Source organism: Hymenobacter aerilatus (genome assembly GCF_022921095.1).
Taxonomy (GTDB): domain Bacteria; phylum Bacteroidota; class Bacteroidia; order Cytophagales; family Hymenobacteraceae; genus Hymenobacter; species Hymenobacter aerilatus.
Window position 1 is genome coordinate 3,944,531 of the sequence record NZ_CP095053.1, and the last position, 26,133, is coordinate 3,970,663.

Sequence of the window (26,133 nt, forward strand, 5' to 3'; positions counted from 1 at the left end):
ACTCCCGCCTATGACGGTTAAGCAGCTCGTTGGCAAAGCACACCTCTGGCTCGGACTCGCGTCCGGGCTGGTTGTGTTTATAGTGAGTCTTACCGGCGCCATCTTTGTTTTCCAGGATGACATCCGGGACCTGACGGAGCCCTGGCGCAAGGTAGAGGCGCAGGCCACCCCCATGGCCCTACCCTCGCAGCTGCAAGCCGCCGCCTTGGCCCCACACCCCGGCCAAGCTACCCCGGCCGATACCTGGGTGACGTACTTCGGGCCGGAGCGCTCGGCTACCGTGTTCTTCACCGACAAAGCCGGCAACCCGATTCAGGTGTATCTGAACCCCTATACCGGCCAAGTACTGAAAGAACAGAACCTGCGCACACACTTCTTCAGCATTGTGCAGGAAATCCACATGCACCTGCTGCTGCCAGAGGCTATTGCCAAGTGGGTGGTAGGCGGCTCGGTCATCATCTTTGTGGTGATGCTGCTCACGGGCATTGTATTGTGGTGGCCCAAGCGCAAGCACGAGCGTAAGCAACGCTTCACCATCAAGTGGGGTGCCCGCTGGCGGCGCGTCAACTACGATTTGCACAACGTGTTGGGCTTTTATGCAGCTAGCATTGGGCTGGTGCTGGCGCTAACGGGCCTGGTTATGATTTTCCCCGGAATGCTGGAATCGGTGCAGGTGGCGGTGGATGGTGGCAAAAAAGCCCCGCCGGAAATTATGGCCACCCAGCTCGACACCCTGCAAACCGTGTCAGCTGCTACCCAACCCTTAACTGACATAGTGTACCATACTGCCCGCCGCCTGTCGCCTACTCACGAAATGATTCTGATTGCGCCAACCGGCACTGGCAAAACCCCAGCGTTCTGCTGGACCTACCGGAAGGCCCTGCACTACTACCACCGCGACGAGTACGCCCTGCACCCGATTTCGGGCAAGCTCCTGGACTCCCGCTTTCACGCTACCAAGAGCGCCGGCACCAAGCTTTCCGATATGAACTACGACTTGCACACGGGCCAAATTCTGGGGTTTGGGGGCAAGTTGGTGGCTTTTCTGGCTAGTTTGATTTCAGCCAGCCTACCCGTTACGGGTACTGTTATCTGGTGGGGTAGGCGCCACAAGAAAAGCCCGCATAAGCGCCCCGTGCGTGTGGCCGTAGGCTAGCTTGATTCTTTCTGGTGAACTATAAAAAAGTAACGCCGCAGCCTATAGGTTGCGGCGTTACTTTTTTGTGAAGATTAGATGAATATCGCGTGCAGCCCGGCCCGGCTACGTGCGTCCTTCTTGTGAAGTTTCACGATTTATTGGTAAACTTCCGATCAACCTATCACCAAAACCACAACCTGCTTGAAAAGACGTGACTTTGTGGGCTTAACCGGCCTGGCCACCGGTGCCCTGTTCCTACCCTCTATTCCGGGCTTTGGCAGCACGCTGGTAACGCCAGAGCGGCTGCTGGAAACCGTGGACGTGGCCGTAAAAAAACGCCTAGCCGACGCCGCCCTGAATGCTGCCAAATCGGCGGGGGCCAGCTACGCCGACGTACGCATCGGCCGCTACCTCAACCAGAGCGTGTTCACGCGCGAAAAGCAGGTGCAAAACATTGCCAGTGGTGAAAGCCAGGGCGCGGGCGTGCGGGTTATTGCCAATGGCACCTGGGGCTTTGCTGCTACCAACGACCTCTCGGAGGCTGGCCTGGCCAAGGCTGCCCAAACAGCTACGGCCATTGCCAAAGCCAACAGCAAGGTGCAGAAGGAGAAGGTGATTTTGGCTCCGCAGAAGGGCTTCGGCGAGGTCTCCTGGAAAACACCTATCGTGCAGAGCGCCTTCGAGGTACCCATTGCCCAGAAGGTAGACCTGCTGCTTTCAGCCAACGGCAAGGCACTGGAGGGCGGTGCGTCGTTTGTAAACTCGGCTCTGTTTCAGATCAACGAGCAGAAGTACTTTGCTTCTACTGACGGCTCCTACATCGACCAGGATATCCACCGCATCTGGCCTACCTTCACGGTATCGGCTGTGGACCGCAGCTCGGGCAAGTTCCGCTCGCGGCAGGCCCTGAGCGCGCCCATGGGCATGGGCTACGAGTACCTGGTACCCAAGGCCAAGGATAAGATTGCGGGGCCAGCCGGCTCGGGCCTGGTAGGCTACAAGATGAGCTACGATTTGCTGGAGGATATTACCGCTGCTACCCGCGAGGCCAAGCAAAAAATCATGGCCAAATCGGTAACACCGGGCAAGTACGACCTCGTGCTCGACCCCAACCACTTGGGCCTCACCATTCACGAGAGCATTGGCCACGCCACCGAGCTGGACCGCGTATTGGGCTACGAGGCCAACTACGCCGGTACCTCGTTCGCTACCCTCGACTGGAAAAAGCAAAACAAGCCCTACGGCTCGAAGGTGGTGAACATTGTGGCCGACAAAACGCAGCCCGGCTCGCTGGGTGCCGTGGGCTACGACGATGAGGGCGTGAAAGCCGGCCAGTGGGACATCATCAAGGATGGGATGCTGGTGGACTACCAGAAAATCCGCGACCAGGCGCACATCGTGGGCCAAGACCACTCCGACGGGTGCTGCTACGCGCAATCGTGGGAAGATGTGCAGTTCCAGCGCATGCCCAACGTGAGTTTGAAACCTGGTAAGGCCAAAATGAGCGTGGACGATATGGTGAAGAACGTGGACAAAGGCATCTACATTGCCGGCCGTGGCTCGTTCTCCATCGACCAGCAGCGCTACAACTTCCAGTTTGGCGGCACCGTGTTCTACGCCATCGAGAAGGGCAAAATCACGGGCATGCTGGAAGACGTGGCCTACCAGGCCAACACCCAGGAATTCTGGAACTCTTGCGCTGCCACCTGCGACCAGTCGGATTATCGCATGTTTGGCTCCTTCAACGACGGCAAAGGCCAACCTGCGCAAAGCTCGGCCGTGAGCCACGGCTCGGCTACTACCCGCTTCAACGGCGTGAACGTGATTAACACTGCCCGCAAAATTGGGTAGGGGCGCCTGCCTCTACCCTTTACCATTCGCAACATCAGCAACGATGGGCGCTTGCAAAGCGCCCCTACTTCACTTCATACATGGCAATTCTCTCCCAATCAGAAGCACAGGCCATTCTGACCAAAGTGCTCAGCTTCAGCAAGGCCGATGAGTGCGAGGCGTCGCTCTCGGGCAACGTCGGCGGCAACGTACGCACGGCGCGCAACACCATCAGCACCAGCGGTGCCTCCGACAACGTGTCGCTGGCCGTGGAGTCGCGCTTCGGCAAGCGCTCGGGCGTGGCTACCTGCAACCAGTTCGACGACGCTACCCTGCGTAGCTGCGTGCAACGTGCCGAGGAAATCGCACGGCTGGCCCCCGAAAGCCCCGAGTACATGCCCCTGCTCGGCCCGCAACAGTACGTGGCCGCTCCCGAGTCGTTCTCGCAACGCACAGCCGCCATCAACCCCGACTACCGTGCCACGCAGGTAGCCGCCGGTATGCAGATCTGCGACCAGCAAAAGCTGTCGTCGGCTGCCTTTCTAGAAGACTCGGCTGGATTCCGGGCCGTGCGCAACAGCAAGGGCCTGCAAGCCTACCAGCAGCGTAGCGGCGTAACGTATAGCGTGACGGTGCGCACGCCCGACGGCACTGGCTCGGGCTACGCCACCGCCGACTACAACGACGCCAGCAAGCTCGACACTAGCGCCCTCACGACCACAGCCGCCAAGAAAGCGGCTATGTCGCGCGAGGCGAAGGCCATTGAGCCCGGCAAGTACACTGTGATTATGGAGCCCGCCGCGCTGGTCGCCAATACCGATGCTTCGTTGCTGGCTGCGCTGATGGGTGCCCTCGATGCCCGCTCGGCCGACGAAGGTCGCTCGTTCCTGAGCAAAAAAGGCGGCGGCAACAAGAAAGGCGAAAAGCTCTTTGACGAGCGCGTGACCATCTACTCGGACCCTACCAACCCCGAAATTGCCGACCTCACCTTCTCCGGCGACGGCCGCCCACACCAGAAAACTACCTGGATTGAGAAGGGGGTAGTGAAGAACCTGTATACCTCGCGCTACTGGGCCCAGAAAGCCGGCATTCCAGATATTCCGCGCCCCAATGGCTGGATTATGGAAGGCGGCACGCAGAGCCTGGAAGACATGATTAAGGGCACGCAGAAAGGCATTCTGGTGACGCGCCTATGGTATATCCGCCCCGTAGACCCACAAACGCTGCTTTACACCGGCCTGACCCGCGACGGAACCTTCTACATCGAGAACGGCAAGATCAAGCACCCAGTGAAGAACTTCCGTTTCAACGAGTCGCCTATTATCATGCTGAACAACCTGGAGGCCATTGGCAAGCCCGTGCGCATGGGCGGCAACCTGGTGCCCCCGCTGAAAATTCGTGACTTCACCTTCACGAGCCTGTCGGACGCGGTGTAGGTGTAAGTGTTGAGTTGAACAGAGTGTCATGCTGAGCGCAGCGGAGCGAAGTCGAAGCATCTCTACCGCTTCGTTGCGAACAGCTGAAATTACTTACGGTAGAGATGCTTCGACTTCGCTCCGTCCCTTGCTCGATGCGCAACATACTCATCATGACAGACAAGTTAGGACGCGTGCACTTCCTACCCTTCCTTCTATCGCCTAACCCCTACCCCTTTGAAACGTCGTGATTTTGTGGGACTGACTGGCCTCGCGGCTGGCTCCCTTTTACTACCCAGCATCCCCGGTTTCGGCAGCGGCTTGTTGGTGTCACCGGAGCGCCTGCTGGAGCCCGGCCTAGACGTGGCGCTGAAAAAGCGCCTGGCCGATGTAGCGCTGAATGCCGCCAAATCGGCGGGGGCTACCTACGCCGACGTGCGCATTGGTCGCTACCTCAACCAAGGTATTTTCACCCGCGAAAAGCAGGTGCAGAACATTGCTAGCAGCGAAAGCCAAGGCGTTGGCGTGCGAGTTATTGCCAATGGCACCTGGGGCTTTGCCTCTACCAACCAGATAACCGACGAAGGCATTGCCAAAGCCGCGCAACTGGCCGTAGCCATCGCCAAGGCCAACAGCAAGGTGCAAAAGGAGCCCGTGAAGCTGGTGCCGCAGAAAGGCTACGGCACGGTGTCGTGGAAAACGCCCATCACGCAGAATGCTTTTGAGGTACCCATTGCCCAGAAGGTAGATTTGCTGATGGAAACCAACGCCAAGGCCCTGGCCGGCGGCGCGTCGTTTGTGAACTCAGCGCTGTTTCAGGTGAACGAGCAGAAGTATTTTGCTAGCACCGATGGCTCCTACATCGACCAGGATATTCACCGCATCTGGCCTACCTTCACTGTTACGGCCATCGACCGGGCTTCGGGCAAGTTCCGCTCGCGGCCTTCTATGAGTGCGTCGATGGGCCTGGGCTACGAGTATCTCACGCCCAGCGCCAAGGAGAAAATTGCCGGGCCAGCCGGCTCCGATGTAATTGGCTACAAGCAGCGCTACGACATTCTGGAAGACGTGACCAATGCCACCAAACAGGTGAAGCAGAAGCTCACGGCTAAGTCGGTGACGCCCGGCAAGTACGACCTCGTACTCGACCCCCACCACTTGGGCCTGACCATTCACGAATCGGTAGGGCACCCTTTGGAGCTGGACCGCGTGCTGGGCTACGAGGCCAACTATGCCGGCACCTCCTTTGCCGACCTCCAGTGGAAAGCCAAGAACATTCCGTACGGCTCGAAGGCCGTAAACATTGTGGCCGATAAGCTGCAACCGGGCTCGTTGGGTGCCGTGGGCTACGACGACGAAGGCGTGAAAACTAAGCGCTGGGACCTGATCAAAGAAGGCAAGCTGGTAGATTACCAGAAAATCCGCGACCAGGCGCACATAGTGGGCCAGAACGAGTCGGATGGGTGCTGCTACGCGCAGTCGTGGCAGGATGTGCAGTTCCAACGCATGCCCAACGTGAGTTTGAAACCCGGCAAGGCCAAGCTGAGCGTAGACGACATGGTGAAGGGTATCGACAAGGGCATTTACATTGCCGGCAACGGTTCGTTCTCCATCGACCAGCAGCGCTACAACTTTCAGTTCGGCGGCATTGTGTTCTACGCCATCGAGAAAGGTAAAATCACAGGCATGCTGGAAGACGTGGCCTACCAGGCCAACACCCAGGAGTTCTGGAATAGCTGCGCCGCCAGCTGCGACGAGTCGGACTACCGCCTCGTGGGCTTCTTCAACGATGGCAAAGGCCAGCCCTCGCAAAGCTCGGCTGTGAGCCACGGCTCGGCCACTACCCGCTTCAACGGCGTGAACGTGATTAACACCGCCCGCAAAATTGGGTAGAACTAAAAGCTAAAAAACTAGCTCCCCTCCTTTTCCAAGGAGGAGTTGGGGGTGGTCTAACTAGAGTTAGAAAACTAGAACTAGTATCGTTCTAACAACAGAAACCACCCCCAACCCCTCCTTGAAAAAAGGAGGGGAGCTAATTTTTTAACTTTTAGTTTTAATTATATTTAAATCCCTATATACCCCTCACAGCCTATGCGTCGTCGTGATTTTGTGGGGCTGACTGGTCTGGCGACCGGGGCCTTGTTCCTACCCTCGCTGCCTGGCTTCGGCGGCACACCCGTAGAGGTAGAGCGTCTGTTGGAAGGCGTAGACATAGCAGTGAAAAAACGTCTGGCCGACGCCGCGCTGAACGCGGCCAAATCGGCGGGGGCCAGCTACGCCGATGCACGGGTAGGGCGCTACCTGAATCAGTACGTGTTCACCCGCGAGAAGCAGGTGCAGAACATCGTGAACACCGAAAGCTATGGGGTAGGCGTGCGCGTGCTGGTGAACGGCGCCTGGGGCTTTGCGGCCACTAATAACGTGACAGAGGCCGCCGTAGCCCAAGCTGCCCGCGAAGCCGTAGCCATTGCCAAGGCCAACGCCAAAATTCAGAAAACGCCCGTGCAGCTGGCCCCGCAGCGTGGCTATGGCGAAGTGAGCTGGAAAACGCCCATAGAGCAAAACGCTTTCGAGGTACCGGTGAAGCAAAAGGCTGATTTCCTGCTGGCAGTAAATGCCAAGGCCATGGACAACGGCGCGAGCTACGTCAACTCGAACCTATTTCAGGTGAACGAGCAGAAGTACTTTGCCAGCACCGACGGTTCCTACATCGACCAGGACGTGCACCGCATCTGGCCTACCTTCGACGTGACGGTGATTGACCGCGCCTCGGGCAAGTTCCGCTCGCGCGACTCGCTAGGCACGTCTATGGGCATGGGCTACGAGTACCTCACACCTCGCGCCCAAGACAAGGTAGCCGGCCCAGCTGGCTCTGGCGTGATTGGCTACAAGCAGCGCTACGATATGCTGGAAGATGCCGCCTTGGCTGCCAAGCAGGCCAAGGCCAAGCTTACGGCTAAGAGCGTCGTACCAGGCAAGTACGACCTCGTGCTGGACCCGGACCATCTGGGCCTGACGATTCACGAGTCAGTAGGGCACCCCTTGGAGCTGGACCGCGTGCTGGGCTACGAGGCCAACTATGCCGGCACCTCTTTCGCTACTCTCGACAAGCTGAAATCGGGCAACTTCAAGTACGGCTCATCGGCGGTGAACATTGTAGCCGACAAGCTGCAACCCGGCTCACTGGGTGCTGTGGGCTACGACGATGAAGGCGTGAAAACCGGTGAGTGGGACCTGATAAAGGGCGGCGTGCTGGTGAACTACGAGAAAATCCGCGACCAGGCGGGGGTAGTCGGCCAAGACCACTCCGACGGCTGCTGCTACGCCGACTCCTGGAACAACGTGCAGTTCCAACGGATGCCTAACGTGAGTCTGCGCCCCAGCGCCAAGAAGATGAGCGTGGATGAGATGATTAAAGGCGTCGACAAAGGCATTTACATTGTGGGCGCCGGCTCCTACTCTATCGACCAGCAACGCTACAACTTTCAGTTTGGCGGCAAGTTGTTTTATGCCATTGAGAAGGGCAAAATCACGGGGCAGATTGAGGACGTGGCCTACCAGTCGAACACGCAGGAGTTCTGGAACAGCTGCGCCGCCACCTGCGACCAGTCGGACTACCGTTTCCTGGGCACCTTCTTCGACGGGAAAGGCCAACCGCCGCAGGTATCGGCTGTGAGCCACGGTTCCGCTACTACGCGGTTCAATGGCGTGAATGTGATTAATACGGCGCGGAAGATTTAACAATGTGTGCCTCACCCCCTAGCCCCCTCTCCGAAAAAGGAGAGGGGGACTAATTTCTAGTTTTCTAGAATTAAAAAAGCTAGAATCTAGTCTAAAGCTAGTTCCCCCTCTCCTGCTCGGAGAGGGGGCTAGGGGGTGAGGCGCCACCAGAACGACACAAACTACCATGGCAATCCTCTCCCAAGAACAAGCCCAGGCTATTCTGCAAAAAGTCCTCAGCTTCAGCACCGCCGATGAGTGCCAGGCCACGCTATCGGGTCGCTCGGCGGGCAACATCCGCTACGCCCGCAATGCTGTGAGTACGGCGGGTAAGTCCGATAACGTGTCGCTGGCCGTGGAGTCGCGGTTTGGCAAGCGTTCTGGCGTGGCTACCTGCAATCAGTTTGACGACGCTACCCTGAAACGCTGCGTGCAGCGGGCCGAGGAAACCGCCAAACTGGCCCCCGATGACCCCGAGTACATGCCCCTGCTCGGCCCGCAACAGTACCTCACGCCCAACGCCTTTGCCGCCAGCACCGCCGCCGATACGGCAGATGCCCGCGCGCAAGCCGCCGGCGACAGCATCGCGCTGTGCGAAGCGCGCAAGCTCACGGCCGCTGGCTTCCTGGAAAACAGCAGCAGCTTCCGGGCCCTGCGCAACAGCAAGGGCCTGCAAGCCTACCAACCCGATACCTACGTCGACTTTTCGGTGACGGTGCGCACAGCCGATGGCCTAGGCTCGGGCTATGCCGTAGCCGATTTTACGGACGTGAAGCAGTTCGACGCGAAGGTGCTGACGGAACGCGCGGCCAGTAAAGCGGCTGGCTCGGTAGGCGCCCGCGCCATCGAACCGGGTAAGTACACCGTGATTCTAGAGCCCGCCGCGCTGGTGTCGGACGAAGGTCTGCTCAACAACCTGATGTACTCGCTCGACGCCCGCTCGGCCGACGAAGGCCGCTCGTTCTTGAGCAAGAAAGGAGGCGGCACCAAGAAAGGCGAAAAGCTCTTCGATGAGCGCGTCACCATCTACACCGACCCCACCAACCCCGCCGCGCCCAGCGGCGTGTTCGACGGCGAAGGCCTCCCCGTGAAGCGCATCAACTGGATCAACAAGGGCAAGGTCGACAACCTATACTACTCGCGCTACTGGGCCCAGAAAAACAACGTGGCCCCTACCCCCTTTCCCGGCAACTTCATCATGGAGGGTGGCACGCAGAGCCTAGAGGAAATGATCAAAAGCACGCAGAAAGGCATCCTAGTAACGCGCCTGTGGTATATCCGCGGCGTAGACCCGCAGACGCTTCTCTTCACCGGCCTGACGCGCGACGGTACGTTCTACATCGAAAACGGCCAAGTGAAGTTTCCGGTGAAAAACCTGCGCTTCAACGAGTCGCCGGTGATTATGCTGAACAACTTGGAAACCATTGGTAAGCAGCAGCGCCTGGGCGGCAACCTCGTACCGCCGCTCAAGATTCGCGACTTCACCTTCACGAGCCTGTCGGACGCGGTGTAACGAAAAGCCCCGCACCCTACCCGGGGTGCGGGGCTTTTCTGAGGTAGGGGGTGTAGAGACCTTTACTTATCCTTCACGCCAAAAAGATACCCCAGCGAGAATTGAGCGACGCGGTTGTAGAGGCCACCTATACTTAGCTGCTGCCGGAACTGACGCTCGTCGGGGTCGCGGTTGATGTCGGTCAGGCCATAGTTGTAGCGCACATCCAGAAAAAAGCCCGACACAAACTCGACGCCTACGCCACCCACCGCACCCGCTTCCAGCTTTTGGAAGCTAGCACTACCACTGTCGCTGGCACCGAGCATGATACCCAGTTGTGGGCCCACATTTACGTACACATGCTTCCCAATGTACTGCCGCAGCAGCACCGGCACATTCAGGTAGCTAATGCGCCGGCTGGCCGTGTGGGGCTGCCCCGAGGTATTTCGTGTTCCGGTGGTCTTGACTCCCTGAAAGCTCAACTGCAACTCCGATTGCACAGCAAATCCCTGGCTACTAGGCTTGAACCGCACCACCGTACCAAACACAGGCCCCACGCAAGCACGTGGCTCGCTGTTGATGGTGCCCGACAGCGTAGCGCTATTTAGGCCTACCCTCAGGCCCAGGCGAGTACCACTTACCTGAGCGTGTGCGGTTGCACCTGCCAGACTGCACGCGCCCAGCACTATACTGGCTATATACTTACGCATCATCTTCAGAAAATGTAGAAACTAGCGCCCGCCGAAAGCATAGCCCACCGAAAACTCCAGCACGCGGTTGTGCAAGCCACCTATGCCGTAGGCCTCGCGTAGTTGCCGAACGTTCTCGTCTTTCACAATATCCGTGAGGCCGTAGTTGAGGCGGGCCGCCACCAGCAAGCCACTGGGCAGGTCGATGCCCACGCCACCGCAGAGGCCCAGGTCGCTTCTGTAGCTTTTGGCAACATCCATGTCCGATGTGGTGTAGTAGCTGCCGCTGCCGGAAGACGTGTAGCTGGTTTGCCCTTTCAAGCGGCCGCTCAATAGAATGCCTACCTGTGGCCCAAACTGCACGTTTACCACATTACCCAAGTATATCTTGGCCAGGATTGGCAGGTTGAGGTAGGCTAGGTTGGTTTTGTTGGTCAGGTCTACCGGTCCTACGGGAATAACGTTCTTTGAGCCTTGCGCTGAGTAAGTTAGCTCGGGCTGCACAGCAAACCGCGCCGATGGTTTCCAACGCAGGAAAGCGCCAATACTAGGGCCGGCTTTAAACTCCGTTTCCTGATTGAGGGTGCCGTCCAGCACGGCCATGTTCAACCCTACTTTTGCGCCTACCTGGGTAGTTGGTTGATTGTAGCTTCTGCGGTGCTGCGCCTGTACGGCTGTGCTACCCATCATCACTAACAATGCCAGCGTTGTAATACTTTTATTCATAAATAAAGGAAAGGGTAAAATGCGTGAAGTGGCGCTGTCAGCAACTTTTCCGCCAAAAAAGCCCTGTTTCCTTCATTTATCCTGGCTATAACGAAAGAAAGTCCCGCCGCACCAGCTAACACCGACACAACAAGACTTTCACTATTTAGAGAAACCACCTATAAGTATCTCTTCCCTACCCACCTAGCTGATAACTCACTGATGCTTGTGCTACTTGGTTCTTTAGGCTGCCGCCGTAGGTATCTGGCTCAAGCTTGCGGCTGATGGAAATGAAACCAGCTGAGTAGCGCAGACCTATTGCGAAACCACCTGGCAGCTTCACGCCTGCGCCGGCACACGCGCCCACATCGAACCGTTGATAATGGTCAGTAGCGGCTTGATCGAAATTGCTTGGGCCTTGATGATGGCCAATATTGAAAACAGATACTCTTCTCTCGTACCCTTTTTCGTGTGCGGCGAATAATAAACCTCCTTGCGGCCCCGTCTCTAAGTAAAACCTTCCTAACATCACTCTGGCCACCACGGGTACATTCAGGTAGTGCAGCGTAAGGCGATAGTCAGCGTAATAAGCATTGTCAGGAATAAGTCCATTGGATACCGTTAAGTCGGAAGCCTGACGACTGTATTGCAACTCCGGCACCAGCGACAAACGGCCGACTAACTTTTTCTCATAGAATACGCCTACCTGATAGCCTATCCGCCCCTTGGCATTAGTTTGGCCTTCATAATAGGTACGCGTCCTACCATTCTCTTTGGTAGCCAGCGTAGCGTAGTGCGCCCCAGCCTTTACGCCGAACTGGGCCTGCGCGGCGCTTGCTAGCAGTACGCCCGCAGCAAGGAATAGGAGTTGTTTCATATAGATGGATATGAGTGGTAAAAACAAACGAGCTGTCTCTTTGCAGAGACAGCCCGTTGCCTAAACGTTGCATATCCGTCGTTCTGAAGCTGCTAATGCCCGAGCTGCAACGCTACATAGCCTTGAAACACACGGTTTTTGAGGCGGGCGTCGTTCACGCCGGAAAGGTTGTCCACATCGTTTATGTCGTTGAGGCCAGCGTTGAAGCGGGCACCGATGAGTAGGGCCGAGAACTTCAGCCCTACCCCAGCGCACAGGCTGAAATCGCCGCGCTTGAAGTCGCCGGTGGCGCCGCGCTTGTAATCTTCGTAGGATGCGGCACCGCCTGTACCTTGCACGCGTTGGGTCCCATCTTTGGTCGCGTCAAGCAGGAACGAAAACTGCGGGCCGGCTTCCACAAATACGGGCCCTACGTGCACTTTCGCCAGCACCGGCACCGTGAAGTAGTGCATTTTGGTGTCGAAGTCTTCAAACTGGCTTTTAAAATTACCGCCCTGCGACGAGTACAGGAGCTCCGGCTGCACCGACAGCGGCCCGATCAGCTTGGCCTCGTAGAACACACCTGCATGGTAGGAAGTCTTGTAGTTAGTGCTTCCGTCGATGTTTTCACCGTTGAGCACAGATTGGTTGATGCCGGCTTTCACGCCGAGTTGGGCGTAGGCGCCGCTGCTCAGCAGCAGGCCAAACAGCAGGAAGAAGAACTGTTTCATGACTGGTAGAATGGGGTTGTCGCGTTTGTTAAGGTGAACTGCCCCTTTAAACGTTACTCAGGCCGCGCAGTATATCCCGCCGCCTATTATTTTGGCAGGCACCACCAGCTAGGGCGTACATTGCGGCTAGGGAATAGCATCTGTTGCAACAGACATTCGGTTTTTTTGCGTTTTTAGCAAAAACGGATGCCACCCTCTGCCTGTTTGTCGCGTCCTTTCCTTGGCTTCGGCTTCTTTACTTCTTAATTCTTACTTCTCCCTTGCCTACCCCTTTCACGTTCGTTCGGCTCAGCTACCACTCCGGCGACTGGGATGCCGTGGATGAGCGAATGCCCAGCAACTTGCTGCACTCGCTAGTACAGTACACCACAGTACCCGTAGACCAGAAGGAGAAAGTGGTGGCGCTGGACTCGCCAGAGCTGTTTCGCTACCCCTTTTGCTACCTCTCGGGGCACCGATTGGTGCAGTTCAGTGAAGCCGAGAAGAAGAACTTCACACAGTATGTGCGCAACGGCGGCTTCGTGTTTGTAGATGACTGCAACCACGACATCGATGGGCTATTTGCGCGCTCTTTTGAGGAGCAGATGCGTGTGTGCTTCGGGGCGGGCGCCCTCAAAAAGCTACCCAAGACGCACCCGATTTACTCGCAGTTCTTCAAGTTTCCGGATGGCCCACCGCCTACCGGCTTCGAGCTGAACGGCTGGGGCGACGACCTGGTGCACGACTACCTGAAAGGGGTAGAAACCAACGGCCGCCTGGGCGTGCTCTACTCCAACAAAGACTACGGTTGCGAATGGGACTACGACTTCCGGAATAAGCGCTTTCTGGCTGAGGACAACACCAAATTTGGCGTTAACATTCTACTGTATGCCCTTACGGCGTGACGGGTAGGGGCGCCTTTCAGGTACCACTCATGGAACGACGAGCTATATACTTTCTACTCCAACACAACCTCAGCAACGACGGGCGCCTACCGAGCGCCCCTATAATATGACCGAACAAGACGTAAAACGCCTGCTTGCCAAACTGCCGCCCCTGCGCGAGGAAATTGCCAAAGTCATTGTGGGGCAAACGCAGGTGCTGGATGAGGTGCTGGTGGCCCTGCTGGCCGGCGGCCACGCTCTGTTGGAAGGCGTGCCGGGCCTGGCCAAAACCCTGTTGGTGCGCACGCTAGCCTCGGCTACTGATTTGCCGTTCCGCCGCATTCAGTTCACGCCTGACCTGATGCCGACAGACATCCTTGGTACCGAGGTGCTGGAAGAGGACCACGGCACGGGGCATCGCTCGTTCAAGTTCAACGAAGGCCCCATTTTTGCTAGTTTGGTGCTGGCTGATGAAATCAACCGGACGCCGCCCAAGACGCAGGCGGCCCTGTTAGAAGCCATGCAGGAAGGCCACGTGACGTACGCCGGTCAGGAACACGCCCTACCCAAGCCGTTCTTTTTACTAGCCACGCAGAACCCCATCGAGCAGAGCGGCACCTATCCCCTGCCCGAGGCCCAGCTCGACCGTTTCCTGCTCTACATCCGCATAGGCTACCCTACCGAGCAGGAGGAATTGGCTGTGCTGAGTGGCACCACTGGCATCAATAAAGCCCAAGTGCAGCCCGTGCTGGGCGGCGATGATATTCGGCAGTTGCAGCAGCTGGTACGCCAGGTAAGTCTGAGTCCGGAGCTGCTGAGCTTCGTAAACCGATTGGTGCGCGCTACCCGTCCGGCCACCTCGGAGGTGAAGTTTATCCAGGATTATGGCCGTTGGGGTGCTGGTCCGCGTGCTGGGCAAGCCCTTATTCTGTGCGCTAAAGCCCGTGCGTTGTTGCAAGGCCGTTTCGCGGCTACCCTCGACGATATCAAAGCCCTGGCACCTGCTGTGCTGCGCCACCGCGTGCTGCTGAACTTCAACGCCGAAGCCGAGAATCTGACGCCGGATAATGCGGTGCAGGAGCTGCTGAAGGCCGTGGCGGTATGATTTCACCTGTCATCTTGAGCATAGCGCAGGATGGCATATAACATTTCAACTAAACCATGCTCAGCCCCGAACAACTCTACGCCCTGCGCAACCTCCCGCTGGCCGCCAAGCAGGTGGCCGAGGGCTTTTTGCACGGCCAGCACCTGAGCCGGCGACGGGGCGTGGGCATGGAGTTCAGCCAGTACCGCCCCTACCAGCCCGGCGACGACCTGCGCCGCTTGGACTGGCGCCTGGCCGCCCGCTCCGATCGTTACTACATCCGCGAATCGGAGGTGGATACCAGCCTCACGGTGCACCTGCTGCTGGACGCCACCGCCAGCATGAACCACCGCGACGACAACGGCCTCAGCAAGCTCGACTACGGCCGACTGCTGCTGGCGGCGCTGGCCTACCTGGCCGTGAACCAGGGCGATGCCGTGGCCCTCACCATCTTGCGCCCCGATGGCCTGCAACACCTGCCGCCCCGTGCTGACCCCAGGCAACTCACGCGCATTTTTCATACCCTCGAAAACGCGACTGCCACCGGGCGCTTTCCGGCGGCGGCCGAGCTGGCACCCCTTACGGCCCGGCGCCAACGCGCCCTCACCATCTGCGTGAGCGATTTGTATGAAGAAGATGGGGAGATTGACACGCTCCTGACGCGCCTGCGCACCACCAGTGGCGAGGTACTGCTGTTGCACCTACTGGCTCGCAACGAACTGGACTTCACGTACCGCGGCGCCGTGACTTTTGAAGATCTAGAAACCGGCCGCACGCTGCAACTCAACGCCGATCAGCAGCGCCGCACTTGGCAAGAACACCTGCACGGCTGGCTGCGCGAAGCCGCCACCCAGGCCCGGCGCCACGGCTTCGAGTATGCCCAACTCAGCACCGCTGAACCGCTGGACCGAGCTCTGCGCGAGTTTTTGAAGCGACGGTAATCATACGGGGCTTTCTTTTCTGACATCCACTTCGCCTATGCTTGCACTGCCACTATCAGCGTTTCACATATTGCACCCCACGGCCGGCTTGCTGGCGCTGTTGGGGTTGCTGGTGCCGCTGTTGGTCTACCTCTGGAACCGGCGTCCTGCCCAGGTGGTACAAGTAGGCAGCCTACGTTGGCTGGAAACGGCCGCCAACCGCCGTCTGCGCCGCCTGAAGCCCGAGCAGTTGCTGTTGTTCTTGTTGCGGGCCGCGCTGGTAGGCGTGCTGGCTTTGGCCGTGGCGGGCCTGAGCTGGCAGGAGCCCGCGCCACCCGTGCGAGGGCAAGTGTTACTAAGCCCTGACCTGCTGACCTCACCGGTCCTGGCCGCCGTGCGCCCCAGCATTGATTCGCTACGCCAGCAAGGCTACGAGCTGCGCCAACTGCGGCGCGGCTTTCCGCAGGTGCCTGCTCGTACCTGGGCGCGCCTGGCGTCGCCTACCCCTTCGCTCACCGATTCGCTCCGGGCACTGCTTCCGGCTGATAACCTGTGGATGCGCGCTCAGCAAGCCGCCGATTCTTTTCCAGTCCGACCTCTACGCGTGTTTTCAACGGCTGCACTGCGGCGGTTTGAGGGCCCACGTCCGGCATTACCTGCCAACTTACAATGGCAGCTGGTGCCTACCCCTGACTCGGCCCGTTGGCTCCAGGCCGCGGCGCTGGTCGGTACCGATAGCCTGCGCCTGCTACTAGGACGCAGCACCGAAGACGGCACCACCTTCCGCCGCCTGACGGTGCAGCGCCCCGCCAATGGTGCTGCTGTGCGAGTGGCAGGCCTAACGGGTATTTCTTATCAGACCACAGCCAACGGCGCCCAGCTGCGCACAGCAGATTCTACTATGGTGCCGGTGCGCACAACGCCGGTGCGCGTGTGGCTGCTCACGGATGCCACCTATGCGCCGGAGGCTTGCTACTGGCGGGCGGCAGTGCAAGCCGTATCCGTTGGGTTGGCGGCTCCGTTGCAGCTCACGGCTGCCACCCAAGTGCCCGCCGGGTCGCTGCCCGATGCTGTTATCTGGCTGAAAGACGCGGCGCTGCCTGCTGCCTGGCAACAGGCTACCACACCGGGTACGCAGGTGTGGCAGGTAGGGCGCGGTAGTGGCCGGGCTGTTAGTAGCACGTTTGTTCCTACTAATACGCAAACAGCCGTTGCTATTCAGCGCCTCGACTCGCTGACGACGGTAGCACGGGCTCAAACCATCTGGCAAGATGCCGCGGGCCGGCCGCTCCTTACCCGGCAAGCGCTGGGCGCAGGCACCTTGTATCACCTGCACACCCGACTGCATTCCAATTGGAGCGCACTAGGCGAAAGTCCGGCTTTGCCGGGGCTGCTACTGCCGCTGCTCCAGCCACCCGTAGCGCCTACCCACCTGCTGGCTCACGACCAGCGCACCCTCGACCCGCATGAGCTACTAACTACCGCTGCGCCGACTGCTATACCTGTTTCCGCTGCTTCCACTCCTCCACCCGCTACCGATCTACGGCCGTGGGTGGTGCTAGCGGCCCTGCTCCTGTTCGGGTTAGAGCGGGTCGTATCTCTGCGCGCTACCGGGCGTCTTTCCACTGCTACTGCTTCCGTATGAGCCCTTCCGTAACTTCTGTTGCCGCTGAGCCGGGCCTGTTGCGCCGCGTAGCCCGCTCGTATGCTGGGCGCCGCACGGTGCAGATTCTGCTACCCTTTTTGGCGGCCAGCGGCGCGGCGCTGGTAGCCACCGAGCGGTGGCCGCAGCTTGGCCCGGCCTTGCTAGTGCTGTTGGCTGTGGGCGTTATAGCACTGGTGGTGTGGTTGATACGCCTATGGCAATTCCGACCCGAGCTATTGGCCCGTCGTCTCGATCGGGAGTTTCCGGGACTGGAAGACAGCACCGGTCTGCTCCTACGCCCTACCTCCGACCTCAACCTACTAGAGCAGCTGCAACAGCAGCACGTAGCCGAGCGCCTGGATGTGCTGACGGCCGCTACCCCAGCCCTGCTGCCTACCCCCTGGCGCCCCTCATTGGTAATCAGCGGCCTGCTAGTGGCAATAGCCGGCGTGCTCTGGCTACTGCCAAAGCCAGCTATGCGGCCAGAAACCACGGTAGCCACGGCCCCCGCCGTACCCTTGCGGTTTGTGGGCAAGCCTGCACCCGCCAAAGCTCCGCGCATTCAGGAGCTGAAAGTGCTGGTGACGCCGCCCGCCTACACGCGGCGAGCGGCTTTTGCAGCGGCACAGCCATCGTTTCAGGCGCCGGCTGGGTCGCGGGTACGGTGGCGGGTGCGCGTGAGCCGGCGAGCCAGCGCGCCGGTGCTAGAGCTAGGCAAGCAACAGCTGACTCTCCGAGCTGTGCCCGACGATTCGCTGGCATTTGAGGCCGAACAGGTAGTGAATAGCTCGGCGCTCTACCGGCTGCGCTTTGTCGGGCAAACCTCTGAGGATTATGCTATTGATATTATCCCTGACCGGACGCCTACCCTCCAGCTCGTCACCCCTAAGCCTTATACCCTGGTTGAGTTTGGGCAGAAGCCGCAAGTGGGAGTGCGCGTGACCGTGCGCGACGACTACGGCCTAAGTCGGGCCCGCCTGGTGGCCACCATAGCCAAGGGCGAGGGCGAGGCCGTGAAGTTCAGGGAAGTTGCTACCGACCTCAGTGCCCAGTTGCGCGGTCAGCCTACCCAGCACCAGCTCACCTACACCCTGCAACTGCGCCAGTTGGGCCTCACCTACGGCGACGAGGTGTACTTCTACGTGCAGGCTTGGGACAACCACCAGCAAATGGCCCGCACCGATACCTACCTAGTGCAGTGGGAAGACACCACCGTGGATGCCTCTGGGGCAGATATTTCGCTGGGGGTGAATGTGGTGCCGGCCTACTTCCGCAGTCAGCGCCAAGTAATTATCGACACCGAAAAGCTACTATCGGAGCGCAAAGGACTGAATCAAACCACGTTTGCCGGCCGCGCCAACGAAATCGGGCACGACCAAAAGGTGCTGCGGATGCGCTACGGCAAGTTTATGGGCGAGGAGTTTGACGAAAGCATTGGCCAGGCCGACGCCATACCAGAAGGCGAAAAGGAAGAACACCACGAAGGCGACGGGCACGACCATGGCCATCAGCACGGCGCACCTTCCACGGATGCCAACCCCTCGTCGCTGGAAACCACGGCCGCCCTGATGGACCCATACATGCACAAGCACGACGACGCCGAAACCGCCGATTTTCTGGAGCCCGCCGTGAAAGCCAAGCTCAGCGTGGTACTCAGCCAGATGTGGGAGGCCGAGTTGCGCTTGCGCACCGCCCGCCCCGCCGAGGCCCTACCCTACGAGTACAAAGCCCTGCGCCTGCTGAAGGAAGTGCAGCAGCAAACCCGCGTCTACGTAAAGAAGGCCGGCTATACGCCGCCGCCCATGCCTGAGGCCACCGTGCGCCTCACCGGTGAGCTGGCGGGTGCCGCTACGCCCCAGCGCCGCGCCGATGTAGCCGCACCGGCTGCGCAGCCCGCCGTGCGGGCCGCCTTGGGCTTGCTGAGTCGCCTGCGCCGCGGCCAGCCCACCACCGCCGCCGATGCGGTCTTGCTCGACCGTGCCGGGCCGGTGCTGGCCCAGGCCGCTCTACAACACCCCGGTGCCTACCTCACCGCCCTGCGCGACCTGCGCCAACTGGGTGCGGCCCTGCGGGCTGGGCAGCCTGCCCCCTGCCCCGAGTGCCTACCCGTGGTGGAGCGTACCCTCACCGCCCTGCTACCTGCTCCCGCCCCCGCGCCTACCCCTGCACCTACCCCCGACCGCCTGGCCCGGCGCTATTTGCAAGCACTGGGGCAGCCGTAATGCGGCTTTTCACTTGGTTTGATTATTTGCCTTTACTTCTGCTCCTTGTCTGCTTTCACCTCTGAGTTTCTATTCTACGCGCTGCTATTCCTCTGCCTATTGCTGGCCGTTGGGCTGAGTGTGGCTGCCTGGCGCCGCCCCAACCGGCAACGGCTGGTCTTACGCCTGGTAGCGGGCCTCGTAGCCGCCGCTGCGCTGTGGCTGATAGCCTACCCGCCTACCCGCGCCGTGCCCGGTAGCCGTCAGCAGGCTATTTTGTTAATGCCTGGCTATCAGCCTGACTCGCTGCAAGCTGTGCTGCGCCAACTAGGCGAGGGCACGCAGCTGTGGCGCTACGGCGCAGCCCCTACCCCCGACACCCCTACCCTGCACAGCTTGGTAGCCCTGCGCGAGCAGTTACCCCACCTCCGGCAACTGCATGTGCTGGGCCGGGGCTTACCGTCCGATGCTGCCGTCGTAACCGACTCACTTCATTTAATCAGGCACGGCAGCGCGGCCACTACTGGTTTTCGGTCGGCGCAATGGCCGCGGCAGCTGGCACTAGGCAAAGAGTTGCAGGTGAATGGTTCGTTTGTGGCTGCCGGGGATAAAACGCCGGTATGGGTAGGACTAAGCGCCGCTGGCAAAACCCGCGACTCGGTGCAACTGAAAGGCGGCCGCGGCGCTTTTCGGCTTCGATATGCACCGAAAGCCACTGGCTTGGCGGAGTACGAGCTGTGGGTCCGCCGCGGGATGCAGCTGGTAGCCCATGAGCCAGTGCCCGTGGAGGTTACCACTGTTTCACCCCTGCGCGTGCTGCTGCTGACCACTACGCCCGGCTTCGAATTCAACTTCCTCAAAAACTATCTGGGCACGCAGCAGCACCGCGTGGCCCTGCGCACGCAAGTCAGCAAAGGCCTCACCCAAACGGCCTTTCTCAACCAACCTACCCACAACCTGAGCCGCCTCACGCCCGCCCTGCTGGCTCGCTACGATGTGGTAGTGGCCGACAACGGCACGCTCACTAGCCTAGCATCTGCCGAAGCCCAGGCCGTGCGCGTAGCTGTGCAAAACCAAGGAGTGGGGCTGCTTCTGCTGGCTGAGCCGGGCGCCCTACCCCGTGCCCTACCCGGCCGGGCTGCCTTTAGCCTGCTACCTCGCCCCACTGGCGCCGACCTTCCCCAGCCCGTGCGCTGGCCCAATGCGCCGTCCTCGTTGGCTGCTCCGCTCGCCGCCGAACTGCGGCTCCAGTCAGGCAGTGCCGCTCTAGCTACGGATGCTCGACAACGGCCCGTGGTGGGCGTAGCGCGGGTAGGGCTGGGGCATGTGGTAGTGAGTACGCTGGCTGCCACCTACCCTTGGCAGCTACAAACCACCGCCGCGGCCGGCTATGCCGCTTTCTGGAGCCGCTTGTTGGCTGCTGCGGCCCGGCCGGCGCCAGCCACAGCCCAGTGGCAGGTAGTAGAGACCTGGCCCCGCCCACACCAGCCCACTACCCTACGTCTGGAATCGACGACGCTACCGACTGCTCCCCCTATCGTGACTACGGCCCAACAGCCCGCTGTGCGCCTACCCCTGCAACAGGATACGCGCCTACCAGAGTGGGCTACAGGGCAGTTTTGGCCTGCCACAGCGGGTTGGCACCAAGTGCAAGGCCCTGGCACCACGCGGCAATGGTTCTACGTATTTGCGCCCACCGCCTGGCAGGCCGCCGAGCCCGAAGCCTATCTGGCGTCCACCACAGTTGCAACCGACAACCTACCACCTGCTACCACCCGGCAGCCATGGCCAGTGGGCTGGTTTGTGGCGCTCTTTGTGCTGGCAGCTGGCACACTCTGGCTAGAGGAAAAACTGTAGCACCCTACCTCCTGCCCAGCTGCTTTCCTGCGTAAATGCTACTTTTGCGCCTGCTTGGGTAGGCTACAACAAAAAGGTCCGTACCCTCCCGAAGGAAGATACGGACCTTTTGCATTGCCGGCGTTGTGGATACAACGCTAGCAAGAAATATAGGCTACTGAGCCGTTGTGGTAGTAGTCGACATGGTCGAGGTCGTGTCGGTCATCGGAGCACCTTCTTCCATCATAGCGGTGGTGTCGTTGCCCATCATGGGAGCCGTCTCGGTGGTCGTGGTTTCGGTAGTGGTAGTAGTTTCAGCGGGCTTCGACTCGCACGAAGCGAGGCCAGCAGCGAATACGATAGCTAGGGCAGATACTTTCAGAACGTTTTTCATTTTTGGGGTTGGGTTGATATTGTCATCTAAAAACGCTCTTAATACCTGCTTCAAAGAAAAGTAACCCAGTGGGAGAATATTTATTTTTGATGGGTTACGTTAGGAGCCCACTCCGTATTAAATCAAGAAGTATAGCGAATGGGTAAGGGACTTCCTTCCTACACCGATGCAGAGTTCGTGGCGGCCATCCGCCGGGGCGACGACCGGGCGCTGGCGCAGCTCTACCGCGTGCACCTCCCCATGATTCTTCACCTGGTACAGCAAAACAGCGGTACCGAGGATGAGGCCAAGGATGTGTACCAGGAGGGCGTAATGGTGTTCTACGAGAAGGTGCGCGACGGCTCTTTGGAGCTCAGCTGCCAGATCAAGACCTACCTCTACGCCGTGTGCCGCCGGTTGTGGCTGAAACGGCTGGCCGAGAAAAACCGCTTTGGCGGCAGCCTCACCGACCACGAGCCCTACCTCGAAACGGGGGCCGAGCAGGATTTGCTCGACGCCCAGGAACGCGACCGGCGGTTTGCCATGATGGGCGACGCGCTGGAACGCATCGGGGAGCCATGCCGTTCGTTACTCGAAGGCTTCTACCTGCTGGATAAGTCTATGCAGGAGCTTACGGCGGAGTTTGGCTACACCAATGCCGACAACGCCAAGAATCAGAAATATAAATGCCTGGTGCGTCTGAAAAAGTTGTTTTTCACTCATTATCAGGAGGAAGAATCATTTTAGCAGCGCTTACCTCGTGACCCCGGCGGACCTAACCCAGCCGCCTCCTGTATGAAAACTGAAGCTGATTACTACGCGCTATTTGAATCCTATCGGGCCGGCGAGTTGGCTGCGCCTGCGCGCCAGGAGTTGGAGCGCCGCCTTGCCGCCGACCCTAGCTTTGCCCAGCAGCTCACCGATTATGACTTGCTGAGCGGTACCCTGCGCGGCTACGGCGAGCGGCTGAGCACACGCCGCAAGCTGCAAGCCTTCCAGGCCACATTAGACGCCGAAGCCACCGCCGAAGAAACTTATCAAACCGGCAACCCGCTGATGCCAACGGTGCATATCTCGGGGGTAGAGCGCACCCTCCGCGAGTTCTGGGGTAGCCACCGGGCCACCATTGCCGTAGCCGCTTCAGTGGCCATTATGGCCGTATTCGGCACTTTGCTGGGTATTGAGTGGTGGAAGGCGGCCCAAAAGCCGGCTCCTACCTATGGCTATACCATGCTGCGCCGAGAGGTGGAGCGCATCAAGCGCACGCAGCGGGCTATGAACCGCGCCATCACCCAGATTGACGGGAACAAAGCAGAAGAAATAAATCCCGGCAAATTCAGCGGCACGGGCTTCGCGCTGTCGCCCAACGGCTACCTGGTCACCAGCTACCACGTGATCCAGGGCGCCGACTCGCTGCTGGTGGAGAGCCGCACGCACGAGCACTACCGCGCCGAGCCAGTCTTCACCGATGTGACCCGCGACCTGGCTATTCTGCGCATTGTAGACAAAGACTTCCGCGGTTTCGGTCGCCTGCCCTACTCCTTCAAGCGCACCACCGCCGACCTAGGCGAGCGGGTGTATACGCTGGGATACCCCCGCGAGGACCTCGTATTCAACGACGGCTCCCTGAGTGCCCGCTCTGGCTTCGAGGGCGACACGGGCTTCTACCAGATTTCGATTCCGGTGAATCCCGGCAACTCGGGCGGCCCGGTGCTGGATGATCGGGGCAACCTGATTGGCATCGTCAGCGGCAAGCAGTCGGATGTGCAGAGCGCGGCCTTTGCCACCAAGTCGTCCTACCTCACCCGCCTCGTCGATTCACTGCAAACGGCGGCCGTGGCGCACCCCATCACCCTACCCCGCGCCAATTTGCTGACCGGCTCTTCCCGCCCCCAGCAAATCCGGAAATTGCAGAACTACGTTTTTGTAGTGAAGGTGTACGAATAAAAAAGACCCCTCCAAGGTTTTGGAACCTCCGCCGTTCGGCGGAGCTTTTTTTTGCTATCCGCAGAAATCAGCAAAAAGAGGCAGCCTGCGCCCGCCTTTTCCCGTAGGAGTACCGGTAACGTCCTTCGGGGCACACCACTTGGTTTCCCGTCACTTTTCTCTCTACTCTTTCCTATGGCCAACGACATCCAATCTCTCGACAAAATTACGCCCGAAGACATCGCCCGCACGTTTGAAAGCGCCTACCACGTATTCCAGGGCGACCACGACCACATGGAGGACTTGTTCAAAAACGGCGCTTCCTTGCTTCAGAAATCAGCGCAGAAGTTCACGTCTACCCAATTGGTACTGGGCATTGCGGCCCTCGCCGGGGTAGCCATCTTCTTCATCAACCGCGCCGACAAGAACTAGTCGTTCTGCTCTTCGCAAATACAAAAAGCCCCGATTACAACACGTAATCGGGGCTTTTTGTATTAGAAGGGTACGCGCCTGGTTGGTTGTACTTCGCTCAATATGACCAATAACTCCTTGTCGCGCTACTCCTCGCGCAACTCGTAGCCACAGTGAAAGCAATGGTAGCGAATACCGCGCAACGAATAAATAAGGCGGGTGAAGAAGCGCGGGGCGGCCGGGGCGCCGGGGCGCACCTCAGCGGTGGCAATGTCGGGGGAGCCGCAACGGGCACAGGTAAGCACAGCGTCCTCCTGCGCATCCGGGTCGGGTAGGATGGTCATAGGTACGGTTTCTTCCAATAGCGCCGTGCGCGCCGCCTCGGCATCCTGCTGGCGCACGTGCAAGCGCACCCCACCCGAAATAGGACCATAGGGGCGGTTTTCGTTGCTTACAAAGCAAGGAATTTCTTCGGCGTCGAGGCGGCTCTTGGCTATGTGCGCGGCAATGGAATCCGGGAAGGAAGCCAGCAGAATGATGCGGTCGGCAGAAGGAACAACGGAAGACATAACAGGGAAATGCGAGGCGGCAGCAAATAACAGAAAAGCCAAGGAAGAAGCGTGCTTGATGTGCAACTACCCTACTTGGCTAAACAAAAAGCGCACCCGGAGAGTGCGCTTTTGTTTGCGTGTTATTCGCTAGCTCAGCTGTTGAACAGGGCCAGCGCTTTAATGAACGTCTGAGAAATGCCCCAGAGCAGGGGCACCCCTACAAACAGCCAGGACAAAACAAGAGAGCCACCGCTGGAAGTGGTTTCGGGGGTGGAGGTGTTGCGTGAATCCATATTAAGGTAGGAAGCAAAGGTGGGGACTAGACCGGCTTAGTGGCCGCCGGCTTCGATGGTAACAGGGCCTTTCTCGTAGTATTCTTCTTTTACGGGGCGCACGGCCAGGTTGGCCAGCAACCCTACTACCAGCACGCCAGCCATAGTGTAAAATACGTTTTGGTAGGCCGCAGCGCCTGTTAGGTTTTGCTCTTTGGCGTGCTCACTGAGCGTATGTACAATCAGTGGACCCAGTACCCCAGCCGTGCTCCAGGCCGTGAGCAAGCGCCCGTGAATGGCCCCTACCTGGTACTTACCGAACAGATCGGAAAGGTAGGCGGGCGCAGTAGCAAAGCCGCCTCCGTACATACTGATAATCACGCAGGCCGCCACCACGTACAGCGTCAGCAGCAGGCTCGCGCCCAGAGTCGGAATGAGGGCGTAGAGGATGATGCCCAGGATAAAGTAGATGGCGTAGGTGGTTTTGCGTCCTAGCTTATCAGAAGCCGACGACCAGAAAAAGCGACCGAGCAGGTTGAACAAGCTTAGGAGCCCTACAAAACCCGCCGCCGCGGCTGCCGTCACGCCCCGGCCTGCACCCATTGCCCCATCCGAGAAGGTGTTCTGAATCAGGGGTGAAGCGGTTTCGAGCACACCGATACCGGCCGTTACGTTGGTGAGCAGCACCACCCACAGCAACCAGAACTGCGGGGTTTTGATAGCGTTATCGGCCGATACGTTGCCGGTGGTTATCATGGCGTTGTGCTCAGTGCTCGGCACGTAGCCGGCCGGGGCCCAATCGTCGGCGGGCACCCGAATGGTCCACACGCCGAACTGCATGAACAGCAGGTAGATGATGCCCATTACAATGAAGGTAGGCGCCACGCCCTGCGGTGCCGAGCCTTTGAAATGGTCCATGAGGGCCACGGCCAGCGGGGAGCCAATCATGGCGCCGCCGCCAAAACCCATAATAGCCATACCCGTGGCCACGCCCTTGCGGTCCGGAAACCACTTAATCAGGGTGCTCACCGGCGAAATATAGCCGATACCCAGACCGATGCCACCCACAAAGCCGTAGCCGAAATACAGCAGTGCCAGCGAGTGCAAATGCACCCCCAGCGAGCCAATCAGGAAGCCGCCGCCGAAGCACAGGGAAGCGGCCATCATGGCTTTGCGTGGCCCTACCCTTTCCAACCATTTGCCGAATACGGCCGCCGAAAGACCCAGCAGCACAATGGCAATGGAAAAGGTCCAGCCGATCTGGCCGGGCGTCCAGTCGTCGGGGGCGGGGTTGGCGGGGTCGCCGCTGATGAGGGAGCCCAGCGGCTTGTTGAATACGCTGAAGGCATAGGCCTGCCCGATAGCCAGGTGAATAGCCAGCGCCGCCGGCGGAATCAGCCAGCGGTTGTAGCCCGGGCCCGCTATGGTGCGGCTGCGGTCCAGTAGAGAAGATTCTGCCATACGAGGGGTAGGAA

The 26,133-nt window shown here is 59.5% G+C and carries 23 protein-coding genes; 15 read left to right on the forward strand and 8 right to left on the reverse strand.

Features of this window, described 5'->3' with window-relative positions; genetic code table 11:
• Nucleotides 1-10 precede the first annotated feature (10 nt).
• The 6 genes from MUN82_RS16515 to MUN82_RS16540 all read left to right on the forward strand — a co-directional run bounded on the left by MUN82_RS16515 (nucleotide 11) and on the right by MUN82_RS16540 (nucleotide 9,616).
• Nucleotides 11-1,156 carry a PepSY-associated TM helix domain-containing protein gene (locus MUN82_RS16515; protein ID WP_245092227.1) on the forward strand — a complete coding sequence of 382 codons (1,146 nt, stop codon included), beginning with the start codon at nucleotides 11-13 and terminating at the stop codon, nucleotides 1,154-1,156.
• 183 nt (nucleotides 1,157-1,339) lie between these two features.
• Nucleotides 1,340-2,989, forward strand: a complete 1,650-nt coding sequence (locus tag MUN82_RS16520; protein WP_245092228.1) for a TldD/PmbA family protein — start codon at nucleotides 1,340-1,342, stop codon at nucleotides 2,987-2,989.
• Nucleotides 2,990-3,069: 80 nt separating this feature from the next.
• Nucleotides 3,070-4,404, forward strand: a complete 1,335-nt coding sequence (locus MUN82_RS16525; RefSeq protein ID WP_245092230.1) for a TldD/PmbA family protein — start codon at nucleotides 3,070-3,072, stop codon at nucleotides 4,402-4,404.
• 216 nt (nucleotides 4,405-4,620) lie between these two features.
• On the forward strand, nucleotides 4,621-6,276 hold the full coding sequence (locus tag MUN82_RS16530) for a TldD/PmbA family protein (RefSeq protein WP_245092231.1): 1,656 nt from the start codon (nucleotides 4,621-4,623) through the stop codon (nucleotides 6,274-6,276).
• 198 nt (nucleotides 6,277-6,474) lie between these two features.
• A complete protein-coding gene (locus tag MUN82_RS16535; protein ID WP_245092233.1) occupies nucleotides 6,475-8,124 on the forward strand; it encodes a TldD/PmbA family protein in 1,650 nt (549 codons plus the stop codon).
• A gap of 166 nt (nucleotides 8,125-8,290) precedes the next feature.
• A complete protein-coding gene (locus MUN82_RS16540) occupies nucleotides 8,291-9,616 on the forward strand; it encodes a TldD/PmbA family protein (protein WP_245092235.1) in 1,326 nt (441 codons plus the stop codon).
• A 62-nt stretch (nucleotides 9,617-9,678) separates the two neighbouring features.
• On the opposite strand, the gene MUN82_RS16545 is transcribed toward MUN82_RS16540, so the two are convergent.
• From MUN82_RS16545 to MUN82_RS16560, 4 genes are all read right to left on the reverse strand, one after another.
• The gene (locus tag MUN82_RS16545; RefSeq protein WP_245092237.1) at nucleotides 9,679-10,308 is read right to left on the reverse strand and encodes a porin family protein; all 630 of its coding nucleotides are present in this window, start codon (nucleotides 10,306-10,308) and stop codon (nucleotides 9,679-9,681) included.
• Between the two features lie 18 nt (nucleotides 10,309-10,326).
• Nucleotides 10,327-11,010: a porin family protein gene (locus MUN82_RS16550; protein WP_245092239.1), complete on the reverse strand. Its 684-nt coding sequence runs from the start codon at nucleotides 11,008-11,010 to the stop codon at nucleotides 10,327-10,329.
• A gap of 175 nt (nucleotides 11,011-11,185) precedes the next feature.
• Nucleotides 11,186-11,866 (reverse strand): porin family protein, encoded by a 681-nt coding sequence (locus MUN82_RS16555; RefSeq protein WP_245092241.1) that lies wholly within the window; start codon nucleotides 11,864-11,866, stop codon nucleotides 11,186-11,188.
• Nucleotides 11,867-11,958: 92 nt separating this feature from the next.
• Nucleotides 11,959-12,576, reverse strand: coding sequence for a porin family protein (locus MUN82_RS16560; RefSeq protein WP_245092243.1), 618 nt, complete (start codon nucleotides 12,574-12,576; stop codon nucleotides 11,959-11,961).
• Nucleotides 12,577-12,836: 260 nt separating this feature from the next.
• Between MUN82_RS16560 and MUN82_RS16565 the strand changes: the two genes are divergently transcribed.
• The 6 genes from MUN82_RS16565 (at nucleotide 12,837) to MUN82_RS16590 (ending at nucleotide 21,146) form a co-directional block, all read left to right on the forward strand.
• Complete coding sequence (locus MUN82_RS16565) at nucleotides 12,837-13,460, forward strand: DUF4159 domain-containing protein (protein WP_185282138.1); 624 nt, start codon at nucleotides 12,837-12,839, stop codon at nucleotides 13,458-13,460.
• 106 nt (nucleotides 13,461-13,566) lie between these two features.
• On the forward strand, nucleotides 13,567-14,544 hold the full coding sequence (locus MUN82_RS16570; RefSeq protein ID WP_208307620.1) for an AAA family ATPase: 978 nt from the start codon (nucleotides 13,567-13,569) through the stop codon (nucleotides 14,542-14,544).
• Between the two features lie 56 nt (nucleotides 14,545-14,600).
• Complete coding sequence (locus MUN82_RS16575; RefSeq protein ID WP_245092245.1) at nucleotides 14,601-15,464, forward strand: DUF58 domain-containing protein; 864 nt, start codon at nucleotides 14,601-14,603, stop codon at nucleotides 15,462-15,464.
• Nucleotides 15,465-15,501: 37 nt separating this feature from the next.
• Complete coding sequence (locus tag MUN82_RS16580) at nucleotides 15,502-17,088, forward strand: BatA domain-containing protein (RefSeq protein WP_245092247.1); 1,587 nt, start codon at nucleotides 15,502-15,504, stop codon at nucleotides 17,086-17,088.
• Nucleotides 17,085-19,310 (forward strand): DUF4175 family protein, encoded by a 2,226-nt coding sequence (locus MUN82_RS16585; protein ID WP_245092249.1) that lies wholly within the window; start codon nucleotides 17,085-17,087, stop codon nucleotides 19,308-19,310. The genes MUN82_RS16580 and MUN82_RS16585 overlap by 4 nt, the downstream gene beginning before the upstream one ends.
• Nucleotides 19,311-19,355: 45 nt before the next feature.
• On the forward strand, nucleotides 19,356-21,146 hold the full coding sequence (locus tag MUN82_RS16590; RefSeq protein WP_245092251.1) for a hypothetical protein: 1,791 nt from the start codon (nucleotides 19,356-19,358) through the stop codon (nucleotides 21,144-21,146).
• Nucleotides 21,147-21,300: 154 nt separating this feature from the next.
• Here MUN82_RS16590 and MUN82_RS16595 read toward each other — a convergent pair whose 3' ends face one another.
• Nucleotides 21,301-21,519: a hypothetical protein gene (locus MUN82_RS16595; RefSeq protein ID WP_245092253.1), complete on the reverse strand. Its 219-nt coding sequence runs from the start codon at nucleotides 21,517-21,519 to the stop codon at nucleotides 21,301-21,303.
• Nucleotides 21,520-21,657: 138 nt separating this feature from the next.
• Here MUN82_RS16595 and MUN82_RS16600 point away from each other — a divergent pair, with 138 nt between their 5' ends.
• From MUN82_RS16600 to MUN82_RS16610, 3 genes are all read left to right on the forward strand, one after another.
• On the forward strand, nucleotides 21,658-22,245 hold the full coding sequence (locus tag MUN82_RS16600) for an RNA polymerase sigma factor (RefSeq protein WP_245092255.1): 588 nt from the start codon (nucleotides 21,658-21,660) through the stop codon (nucleotides 22,243-22,245).
• 48 nt (nucleotides 22,246-22,293) lie between these two features.
• The gene (locus MUN82_RS16605; RefSeq protein ID WP_245092257.1) at nucleotides 22,294-23,445 is read left to right on the forward strand and encodes a S1 family peptidase; all 1,152 of its coding nucleotides are present in this window, start codon (nucleotides 22,294-22,296) and stop codon (nucleotides 23,443-23,445) included.
• Nucleotides 23,446-23,619: 174 nt separating this feature from the next.
• On the forward strand, nucleotides 23,620-23,856 hold the full coding sequence (locus MUN82_RS16610; RefSeq protein ID WP_187318694.1) for a hypothetical protein: 237 nt from the start codon (nucleotides 23,620-23,622) through the stop codon (nucleotides 23,854-23,856).
• A 125-nt stretch (nucleotides 23,857-23,981) separates the two neighbouring features.
• Here the strand turns inward: MUN82_RS16610 and MUN82_RS16615 are convergent, their stop codons facing one another.
• The 3 genes from MUN82_RS16615 to MUN82_RS16625 all read right to left on the reverse strand — a co-directional run bounded on the left by MUN82_RS16615 (nucleotide 23,982) and on the right by MUN82_RS16625 (nucleotide 26,119).
• Nucleotides 23,982-24,404, reverse strand: coding sequence for a putative signal transducing protein (locus tag MUN82_RS16615; protein ID WP_245092259.1), 423 nt, complete (start codon nucleotides 24,402-24,404; stop codon nucleotides 23,982-23,984).
• A 134-nt stretch (nucleotides 24,405-24,538) separates the two neighbouring features.
• Entirely contained in the window at nucleotides 24,539-24,679 is a 141-nt protein-coding gene (locus MUN82_RS16620) for an MFS transporter small subunit (protein ID WP_245092261.1), read from the reverse strand.
• 36 nt (nucleotides 24,680-24,715) lie between these two features.
• Nucleotides 24,716-26,119 carry an L-lactate MFS transporter gene (locus tag MUN82_RS16625; protein WP_245092263.1) on the reverse strand — a complete coding sequence of 468 codons (1,404 nt, stop codon included), beginning with the start codon at nucleotides 26,117-26,119 and terminating at the stop codon, nucleotides 24,716-24,718.
• Nucleotides 26,120-26,133: the final 14 nt, after the last annotated feature.

Bases quoted from the DNA above. Each gene is read 5' to 3' on its own strand.
- MUN82_RS16575 (WP_245092245.1), top strand. From the start codon at position 14,601: ATGCTCAGCCCCGAACAACTCTACGCCCTGCGCAACCTCCCGCTGGCC.
- MUN82_RS16540 (WP_245092235.1), top strand. From the start codon at position 8,291: ATGGCAATCCTCTCCCAAGAACAAGCCCAGGCTATTCTGCAAAAAGTC.
- MUN82_RS16560 (WP_245092243.1), bottom strand. From the start codon at position 12,576: ATGAAACAGTTCTTCTTCCTGCTGTTTGGCCTGCTGCTGAGCAGCGGC.
- MUN82_RS16525 (WP_245092230.1), top strand. From the start codon at position 3,070: ATGGCAATTCTCTCCCAATCAGAAGCACAGGCCATTCTGACCAAAGTG.
- MUN82_RS16620 (WP_245092261.1), bottom strand. From the start codon at position 24,679: ATGGATTCACGCAACACCTCCACCCCCGAAACCACTTCCAGCGGTGGC.
- MUN82_RS16605 (WP_245092257.1), top strand. From the start codon at position 22,294: ATGAAAACTGAAGCTGATTACTACGCGCTATTTGAATCCTATCGGGCC.
- MUN82_RS16600 (WP_245092255.1), top strand. From the start codon at position 21,658: ATGGGTAAGGGACTTCCTTCCTACACCGATGCAGAGTTCGTGGCGGCC.
- MUN82_RS16580 (WP_245092247.1), top strand. From the start codon at position 15,502: ATGCTTGCACTGCCACTATCAGCGTTTCACATATTGCACCCCACGGCC.
- MUN82_RS16595 (WP_245092253.1), bottom strand. From the start codon at position 21,519: ATGAAAAACGTTCTGAAAGTATCTGCCCTAGCTATCGTATTCGCTGCT.
- MUN82_RS16625 (WP_245092263.1), bottom strand. From the start codon at position 26,119: ATGGCAGAATCTTCTCTACTGGACCGCAGCCGCACCATAGCGGGCCCG.
- MUN82_RS16585 (WP_245092249.1), top strand. From the start codon at position 17,085: ATGAGCCCTTCCGTAACTTCTGTTGCCGCTGAGCCGGGCCTGTTGCGC.
- MUN82_RS16550 (WP_245092239.1), bottom strand. From the start codon at position 11,010: ATGAATAAAAGTATTACAACGCTGGCATTGTTAGTGATGATGGGTAGC.
- MUN82_RS16615 (WP_245092259.1), bottom strand. From the start codon at position 24,404: ATGTCTTCCGTTGTTCCTTCTGCCGACCGCATCATTCTGCTGGCTTCC.
- MUN82_RS16545 (WP_245092237.1), bottom strand. From the start codon at position 10,308: ATGATGCGTAAGTATATAGCCAGTATAGTGCTGGGCGCGTGCAGTCTG.
- MUN82_RS16570 (WP_208307620.1), top strand. From the start codon at position 13,567: ATGACCGAACAAGACGTAAAACGCCTGCTTGCCAAACTGCCGCCCCTG.
- MUN82_RS16555 (WP_245092241.1), bottom strand. From the start codon at position 11,866: ATGAAACAACTCCTATTCCTTGCTGCGGGCGTACTGCTAGCAAGCGCC.
- MUN82_RS16515 (WP_245092227.1), top strand. From the start codon at position 11: ATGACGGTTAAGCAGCTCGTTGGCAAAGCACACCTCTGGCTCGGACTC.
- MUN82_RS16610 (WP_187318694.1), top strand. From the start codon at position 23,620: ATGGCCAACGACATCCAATCTCTCGACAAAATTACGCCCGAAGACATC.
- MUN82_RS16535 (WP_245092233.1), top strand. From the start codon at position 6,475: ATGCGTCGTCGTGATTTTGTGGGGCTGACTGGTCTGGCGACCGGGGCC.